Origin of the sequence: Massilia sp. CT11-108 (assembly GCF_047302915.1) — a bacterium.
Lineage (GTDB): Bacteria > Pseudomonadota > Gammaproteobacteria > Burkholderiales > Burkholderiaceae_D > Telluria > Telluria orientalis.
Map to the genome: position 1 here is coordinate 1 of NZ_JBKYMO010000281.1, position 7442 is coordinate 7442.

General features: G+C 66.8%; 10 protein-coding genes. 4 read left to right on the top strand and 6 right to left on the bottom strand.

Annotated elements, in window-relative coordinates; all coding sequences use genetic code 11:
* On the bottom strand, positions 1-716 hold a 716-nt coding region (locus ACEN88_RS20185; protein WP_413342401.1), incomplete at its 3' end, for an MCP four helix bundle domain-containing protein.
* Between the two features lie 135 nt (positions 717-851).
* Between ACEN88_RS20185 and ACEN88_RS20190 the strand changes: the two genes are divergently transcribed.
* Positions 852-1547: an alpha/beta fold hydrolase gene (locus ACEN88_RS20190; protein WP_413342403.1), complete on the top strand. Its 696-nt coding sequence runs from the start codon at positions 852-854 to the stop codon at positions 1545-1547.
* A gap of 3 nt (positions 1548-1550) precedes the next feature.
* Here ACEN88_RS20190 and ACEN88_RS20195 read toward each other — a convergent pair whose 3' ends face one another.
* The 4 genes from ACEN88_RS20195 to ACEN88_RS20210 form a co-directional block, all read right to left on the bottom strand.
* The gene (locus ACEN88_RS20195) at positions 1551-3005 is read right to left on the bottom strand and encodes a catalase (RefSeq protein WP_413342405.1); all 1455 of its coding nucleotides are present in this window, start codon (positions 3003-3005) and stop codon (positions 1551-1553) included.
* Between the two features lie 232 nt (positions 3006-3237).
* The gene (locus tag ACEN88_RS20200) at positions 3238-3666 is read right to left on the bottom strand and encodes an organic hydroperoxide resistance protein (protein WP_413342407.1); all 429 of its coding nucleotides are present in this window, start codon (positions 3664-3666) and stop codon (positions 3238-3240) included.
* A 46-nt stretch (positions 3667-3712) separates the two neighbouring features.
* Positions 3713-4162: a MarR family winged helix-turn-helix transcriptional regulator gene (locus tag ACEN88_RS20205; protein WP_413342409.1), complete on the bottom strand. Its 450-nt coding sequence runs from the start codon at positions 4160-4162 to the stop codon at positions 3713-3715.
* Positions 4163-4237: 75 nt separating this feature from the next.
* Positions 4238-4936, bottom strand: coding sequence for a CAP domain-containing protein (locus ACEN88_RS20210; protein WP_413342411.1), 699 nt, complete (start codon positions 4934-4936; stop codon positions 4238-4240).
* Between ACEN88_RS20210 and ACEN88_RS20215 the strand changes: the two genes are divergently transcribed.
* Positions 4935-5144: a M13-type metalloendopeptidase gene (locus tag ACEN88_RS20215; protein ID WP_413342413.1), complete on the top strand. Its 210-nt coding sequence runs from the start codon at positions 4935-4937 to the stop codon at positions 5142-5144. The two genes, ACEN88_RS20210 and ACEN88_RS20215, sit on opposite strands and share 2 nt — an antisense overlap.
* 10 nt (positions 5145-5154) lie before the next feature.
* Here ACEN88_RS20215 and ACEN88_RS20220 read toward each other — a convergent pair whose 3' ends face one another.
* On the bottom strand, positions 5155-5598 hold the full coding sequence (locus tag ACEN88_RS20220; RefSeq protein WP_413342415.1) for a nuclear transport factor 2 family protein: 444 nt from the start codon (positions 5596-5598) through the stop codon (positions 5155-5157).
* Positions 5599-5750: 152 nt separating this feature from the next.
* Between ACEN88_RS20220 and ACEN88_RS20225 the strand changes: the two genes are divergently transcribed.
* Together ACEN88_RS20225 and ACEN88_RS20230 are read left to right on the top strand one after the other, a co-directional pair.
* Positions 5751-6896, top strand: a complete 1146-nt coding sequence (locus ACEN88_RS20225; protein ID WP_413342417.1) for a branched-chain amino acid ABC transporter substrate-binding protein — start codon at positions 5751-5753, stop codon at positions 6894-6896.
* 7 nt (positions 6897-6903) lie between these two features.
* Positions 6904-7442: hypothetical protein (locus tag ACEN88_RS20230; RefSeq protein ID WP_413342419.1), on the top strand; the 539-nt coding region annotated here is incomplete at its 3' end.

Genomic DNA, 7442 nt, shown 5'->3' on the forward strand with positions numbered 1-7442 from the left:
CACAGGTTGCCGCCCGCGATCTCGGCCGCCACCTGCGCGGCGCGGGCCGGTTCGCCGCCCAGGCGCCGGAACAGGATGCGCGCGCACAACGTGCCGGCGACGATGCTGAAGACGAGCGTGGCGAGGCACAGCGCGGTGAGGACGTGGCTGCTGCGATCCGCGGACGCGAGCACGGTGGCGACGCGGGTATCGATCTCTTTCTGCTGCAACTCCAGCAGCGCCTTGACCTGGCCGAGGTATGCGGTCACGGCGGGCACGAATTCGTCGTCGAAGACCTTGCGGGCCTCGGCATCGTTGCCCGCCTTCTTGAGCGCCATCACGCGGTCGCGCGTGACGATGTAGCGCTGGCGCGCCGTGCCGATCCGCTCGAACACGGCGTGTTCTTCCGGCGTGCCGAGCAGGTCGCCGACCTGCTTCTGCAGCGCGGTGGTGCGCGTCGTCGAATCCTGCGTTTCGGCAGCGTACCAGGTCGCGAGTTCCGGATCGGCGGAGCGGGCGATGGCCCCGGTGCGCTTGGCGGCGATCGACGTGTTCAGCAGCCAGCCGGAAATCAGCCGCTCCTTCACGAGCGGACGCTGCGTGAGCGCCTGGGTGTCGTCCGACAGGACCTGCAGGCGCCAGATGGCGATGGCCGTCGCGAGGAACGACAGCACGATGACGACGGCGAACGCGAACCTGAGCTGGTTGCGCACGCTGATGGTGGCGATGGATTTCATAAGACTCCTTGGGTTTCCAGGCAACAAGAGTCAATGAAAATCGCAACGGGGCCGGTCCGCCTTGAGGCGACTCAGGACAGTGCCGGATAGATGGCATGCCCATCCGGCGCGGGTGAAATCGGCTAGGATGGCGGCATGGCTATCCTTCTTGTCCCCGGCTTCATGGCCGATGAAACGTTATGGGACGACATGGTGCCGGCGCTGGCGCGCTTCGGTCCCGTCGTCCATGCCGACCTGCGCCACGACACGTCGGTCGAGGCGATGGCGCACCGCGTCCTCGCGACAGCGCCGCCGACTTTCCTGCTCGTGGGTTTTTCGATGGGCGGCTACGTCGCGCGCGCGATCGCGCGCCAGGCGCCCGAGCGCGTGCGCGCGCTCGTGCTGATCTCGACGTCCACCCGCGGCGACACGGCCGCGCTGCAGCAGCGCAAGGGCGCGATCGGCAACGCGGCGCCGTCCATCGCCTTCAGCGGCCTCAGTCGCACGGCCGTCGCCACGTCGCTGCACCCGAAGCAGCGCGACAACGACGCGCTGATCGAGCGGATCCGCGCGATGGGCATGCGCCTCGGCGGCGACGTGTTCCGGCGCCAGTCGCTGCTGGACCGGCCGGCCGACCTCGAACGGTCAAGCGAGATCCGCTGCCCGACGCTCGTCGTGGCGGCGGAAAACGACCAGCTGCGCAGCCTGGCGGAAGCGCAGGAGATGACGGCCGCCATTCCCGGCGCCACGCTGGCCGTCATCGCGGACACGGGGCACATGATCCCGCTCGAGGCGCCGCAGCGCCTGCTCGACGTCATCGTGCCCTGGCTGGCCGCGCAGGCGGAAGGCTGACGCTTACGCCTGGTTCTGCAGCGCGCGGATCGCGTCCGCCACGCCTTGGCCGTACGCCGTGTCGGCTTTCAGGAAATGCCCGATCTGGCGATCCTGCGTGGCGGCGTCCGCATTGGACAGCGAACCGGCGATGTTGGCGATCAGGTTGCGCTTGCCTTCTTCCGTGAGCAGGCGGAACAGGTTGCCCGCCTGCGTGAAGTGGTCGTCGGTGGCGCGGGTGTCGTAGCGGCCCGCGTTGCCTTCCACCGGCCAGCCGGCGTCGCCGTGGCCGAAGCCGCCGACGGCCGGGACGTCCGCATGCACCGGATCGTAGTTCGGCGCCGCGCCGCCGTTGGCGACGGCCATCGCGCCGTCGCGCTGCTGGTTGTGGAACGGGCAGCGCGGACGGTTCACCGGCAGGTGCTGGTGGTTCGTGCCGACGCGGTACAGCTGGGCGTCGTGGTAGGCGAACAGGCGTGCCTGCAGCATCTTGTCCGGGCTGTAGCCCAGGCCCGGCACGATGTTCGACGGCGACAGGGCGGCCTGCTCGACGTCGGCGTGGTAGTTGTCCGGATTGCGGTTCAGTTCCAGGACGCCGACGGGGATGCGCGGGAATTCGCCCTGCGGCCACACCTTGGTCAGGTCGAACGCATCCCAGCCGGTCTGCGCTTCCCAGGCGGCGCGCCGGGCGTCGTCCATCACCTGGATTTCCACGCTCCAGCGCGGGTAGTCGCCTGTTGCGATCGCGTTGAACAGGTCGCGCTGCGCATAGTCCGGGTCGACGCCGGCCAGGCGCTGGGCTTCCGCCGCGCTCAGGTTCTTGATGCCCTGCAACGTCTTGAAGTGCCACTTGACCCACACGCGCTCGCCCGCGTCGTTGATCAGGCTGTAAGTGTGGCTGCCGAAGCCGTCCATGTGGCGGTAGCCGTCCGGCGTGCCGCGGTCCGAGAACAGGATCGTCACCTGGTGCAGGCTTTCCGGCGTCTTGCTCCAGAAGTCCCACACGTTCTGCGCGGATTTCAGGTTCGTCTGCGGATCGCGTTTCTGCGTGTGGATGAAGTCCGGGAACTTGATGCCGTCCTTCAGGAAGAACGTCGGCGTGTTGTTGCCGACCAGGTCCCAGTTGCCTTCCTCGGTGTAGAAGCGCACGGCGAAACCGCGCGGATCGCGTTCCGTGTCGGCCGAGCCTTTTTCGCCGCCGACGGTCGAGAAGCGCAGGAACGTTTCCGTCTGCCTGCCGACGGCCGAAAACAGTTTCGCCTTCGTGTACTTGCTGACGTCATGGGTGACGGTGAAGGTGCCGTATGCGCCCGAACCCTTCGCGTGCACGACGCGCTCGGGGATGCGCTCGCGGTTAAAGTGCTGCAGTTTCTCGATCAGGTGGAAATCCTGCAACAGCACGGGGCCGCGCGGACCGGCCGTGATCGAGTTCTGGTTGTCGGTGACGGGAATGCCGGAGGCGGTGGTCAGTTGGGTCATGGCGGCTCTTTCATGGTTAAGCTATCGAAGGTTTTTCCGCGATAGCTGCGATCTATTCATAACCATGGTAGAGCTTGCGGGGTATTCGTGCAAACTATCCGTTTATATGGATCTAATAGATAAAATTAATTAACTAAAAGCATCCTCGTAGCAGCGGACTATTGCTCGAACACCGGGGTCAGAGCCCGATTTTGGTAAATTTCCCAAATCAGGGCTCTGACCCCGGTTTGATTTAGATCAGGCTCAGCGTGACGTCGATATTGCCGCGGGTCGCGTTCGAGTACGGGCACACGATGTGGGCCGAGTCGACGAGGTCCTGCGCCACGGCGCGGTCCAGGCCCGGCAGGCTCACGGCCAGTTCCACGGCCAGGCCGAAACCGTTCGGGATCGGGCCGATCGAGACGCTGGCGTCGATCGACGCATCGGCCGGGACGACCACTTTCTTCTGGGCGGCGACGAACTTGATGGCGCCCATGAAGCAGGCCGAGTAGCCGGCGGCGAACAGTTGTTCCGGGTTGGTGGCGTCACCCTTGCCGCCCATTTCCTTCGGCGGTGCCAGGCGGACGTCCAGCAGGCCGTCGTCGGTGCGGGAGGCGCCTTCGCGGCCGCCGGTGGTGTGGGCCTTGGCGGTGTACAGGACTTTATCGAGTTTGGTGGTCATGGCGTTATCCTTTCAGTGGTTGAGTTCGTACTGCACATAAATCGTCTTACATTGCGCCGGCGAGCCTGGCGCGCATCGCCTGAATTTCGCCGACGAGTCTTACAACATCCTGCACGTCGCAACCGGTGGCGCCCAGGATGCAAGCCGGGATGCCGGCCGCGTCGTCCTTCAGCGCTCGCGCCGCGGCCGTCAGCCGGATCACCACGCGGCGCTCGTCCTGCGGATCGCGGGACCGGTCGACCAGGCCTTGCGCCTCCAGGCGCTTCAGCAACGGGGTCAACGTCCCGGAATCGAGGTACAGGCGCTCGCCGATGTCCGACACGCTCAGGCCGTCGCGCTCCCACAGCACCAGCAGCACGAGGTACTGCGGGTACGTCACGCCCAGCTTGTCCAGGTGCGGCTTGTACACCTTCGTCATCGCCAGCGATGCCGAGTGGAGTGCGAAGCACAACTGGTTGTCGAGCAGGAGCGCTGCGTTTGCGTCGTTCGTTTCCATGGGTGGAACTATAGCGCGCAATTAAATTGTGCGCAATATGTTTGTTTTTATGAACCCCATAGCCTGGGGCTATGATCAACGCGGCGTGCCGAAGACTTGCGTCCAGTAGGCGGTGCGGTTGCGGTTCTGGGGATTGATCGCGTAGGCCGCGCCCATCTCCGTGAACGCCGGATTCATGATGTTGGCGCAGTGGCCGGGACTGTCCAGCCACGACGCGACGGCTTCCTCGGGCGTGCGCTGTCCCGATGCGATGTTTTCCCCGACCCGCGCCCAGCGGTAGCCGGCTTGCGTCGCCCGGTCGGCCGGCACGCTGCCATCCGGCTGCTTGTGGTTGAAGTAGTGTTTCTGCGCCATGTCCGTGCTGTGCACGAGGGCGGCCTGGCCCAGCAGCGGGTTCCACACCAGCGGACCGGCCGGACCGAACGCCTGCGTCCCGCACGTGAACGCGGCGCGCAAGGTGCGGCAGTATTTTTGTGCGATGGCCTCCATTGCGGCGCGCGCATCCGGCGGCCCAGTGACCGTGATTGCCTCGGCATGTGCGGCCTCGTAGCCGGCGCGCTGCAGCGCGAATTCGAGGAACGTACCTGGACCGATGCGGATGCGGGACAGGGTCGGTTCGACGTTCAGCGCCGCAACCGGCGCTGCCGCGGCGTCGTCGCAGATACCGGGCGCGGCACGGTACGCATTGATCAGGTTGGCGAGCTCGTCCGCACGCGCGGGCGCGGCGGCGGCCAGCGTGGCGGCGAGCAGGAGTAGGCGGGTGAGGGCAGGCATGGTCCTCACCCAGATGGGGACGCCGGCGCGCCGCGGCAAGGCGCGCGACGCGGCGCCGATCGCGCAAGTGAAATCCGATCCGCACTCGCCGTCGGCATGCCGCGTCAACGGCAGCCTGCGCAACCACCCGGGCTTCTACGACGCGTTCGACGTCAAGCCGGGGGACAGGATGTACCTGGCGCCACAGGACCGCGTCGTGTTCTGGTAACGCGTCCGGTTCAGTGACGCAGCGCGGTCGCCGCGGCCGTCACGTCCGGCCGGTCGGGGCGGAACGCGCGTTCGGCCGACGCCGTGTCGTACAGCGACTCGACGCGGATGAACTTATCGTCACGCATGGTGAACACGTGGACCCACTGGCTGTCGTAGCTGCGCCCGGTGGACCTGACCATCCACATGGCCTCGCCGAGGACGACGACCTTGTCGTTTTCCGCGATGACGTCCTTGATGACGAAGCGCGTGGGCTGCATGGCCGTGATCAGCTCCGAAAAGAAGCGCCCGACTTCCGCCTTGCCGTGGAAGCTGCCGGCGAAGGGCACGGCTTCGGCGTCGGGGCCGATCCACTCGGCGTCGTCGTGGGCGTAGGCCATCATGCCGGGAATGTCGCCGCCCTGGAACAGCCGGTAGCCTTCCAGGACGAGCCGCTTGTTGTCTTGTGCGTCCATGTCTCTTTCTCCTTGTGATTGTGGTGCGGCGGGGCCGCTTCATGCAGCCTAGACGCCCGGCGCGGGAAGTCAAGAATAGTCTGTGACTTCTGGTTGTCGTAAGCGGGGTCGCTGGGCATTACAATCGGGACATCACCCTGAAGGAATAGCCCATGCGTCTGATCTGCTTCGCCACCCTGTTTTCGCTGGCCTGCGTGCCGGCCGCCCACGCCCAATCGCAGGTGAAGATCGGCAGCGCCTCGCCGCTGTCCGGTCCCAGCGCGCACCAGGGCAAGGACATCGAGAACGGCGCGCGCCTCGCGATCGACGATTTGAATGCGCAGGGCGCGACGATAGCCGGCAAGAAGGTCAAATGGGTATTGCAGGCGGAAGACGACGGCAGCGATCCGAAGCTCGGCACGGCCGTCGCGCAAAAGCTCGTCGACGGCGGCGTCGTCGCGGTCGTCGGCCACCTGAATTCCGGCACGACGGTGCCTGCCTCGAAGATCTACAACAGCGCCGGCATCCCGCAAATCTCCCCGGCGGCAACGACGCCGCTGTACACGCACCAGGGCTATAAAACGGCATTCCGCATCGTCGCCAACGACGACCTCGTGGGCCGCGTGCTGGCCAGCTACGCCATCGACACGCTGAAGGCGAAGAAGATCGCCATCATCGACGACCGCACCGCGTTCGGCCAGGGCCTCGCCGACCAGTTCGCGAAAGACGTCAAGCGTTTGAAGGGCGCCGAGATCGTCAGCCGCCAGTTCACCAACGACCGCGCGACGGATTTCAATGCGATCCTCACGCAGATCCGCGCGCGCCGGCCGGACGTGATCTTCTACGGCGGCATGGACGCGACGGCCGGCCCAATGCTCAAGCAGATGCAGGCGCTGGGCATCACCGCGAAGTTCGTGTCGGGCGACGGCGTGTGCTCGGAAAAGCTGCCGCAGCTGGCAGGCAGCGCGCTCGGCGACGACAAGGTGGTGTGCGTCGTGGCGGGCGGCGTCGATGCGCCGCTGGAGGCGGGGATGGCCGCGTTTTCGGACCGCTACAGGAAGCGCTACGGCATGGGCTTCCAGACGTATGCGCCGTACGCGTACGACGCGACGATGACCTTCGCCGCCGCCATGCGCGCGGCCGGATCGTCCGACCCGGCGAAGTTCCTGCCGGCCCTCGCAAAGATCAGGTACCAGGGCATCACGGGCACCATCGCCTTCGATGCGAACGGCGACCTGCGCGACGCGGCCCTCACGCTGTACACCTACCGCCGTGGCCAGCTGACGAAGCTGCGGGTGGTGCGCGACAGCGTGAACTGAGCGAACGATGCGCTACCTGGACTTCAGTTCGTGGCAGGCGCTGGCGACGACCTTCTTCGGTCTCGCCGTCTTCACCCTGATCGGCGTGGGCATCCGCGTGCTCATGATGCAGACGATCCAGCAGCGGCGCGAGCGCATGAACCGCCAGATCAACGAGCGCCTGCGCACCCTGATCGCCGCGTACCGCACGCTGGGCGGCTCGTTCACGGGCGAGCTGACGGTCGATCCCAAGCACCTGCGCGACTTGCGCGCGGCCGGCCTCGACGCCGGTTCGGACCGCGCGCGCCGCATCCGCGACGCCGTCGAGGCGGCGCTGGCCGACATCCTGCTGCTCGGCACGGAGGAACACTGCCGACTCGCGGGCCAGGCCGCGAGCGACCTCGCGGCGGGACGGCCGATCCACACGGCCGACCTGGTGATCTCGCTGCGCGCCTTCATCCGTGAAGCGCTCGACCTGGGACCGGTCCCGGACGGCGTCGCGATCCCGCTGCAGGGCCCCACGCGCGCGCAGGGTGCGGGCAGCCGCGGCAAAGGGGAGGGCGGCGG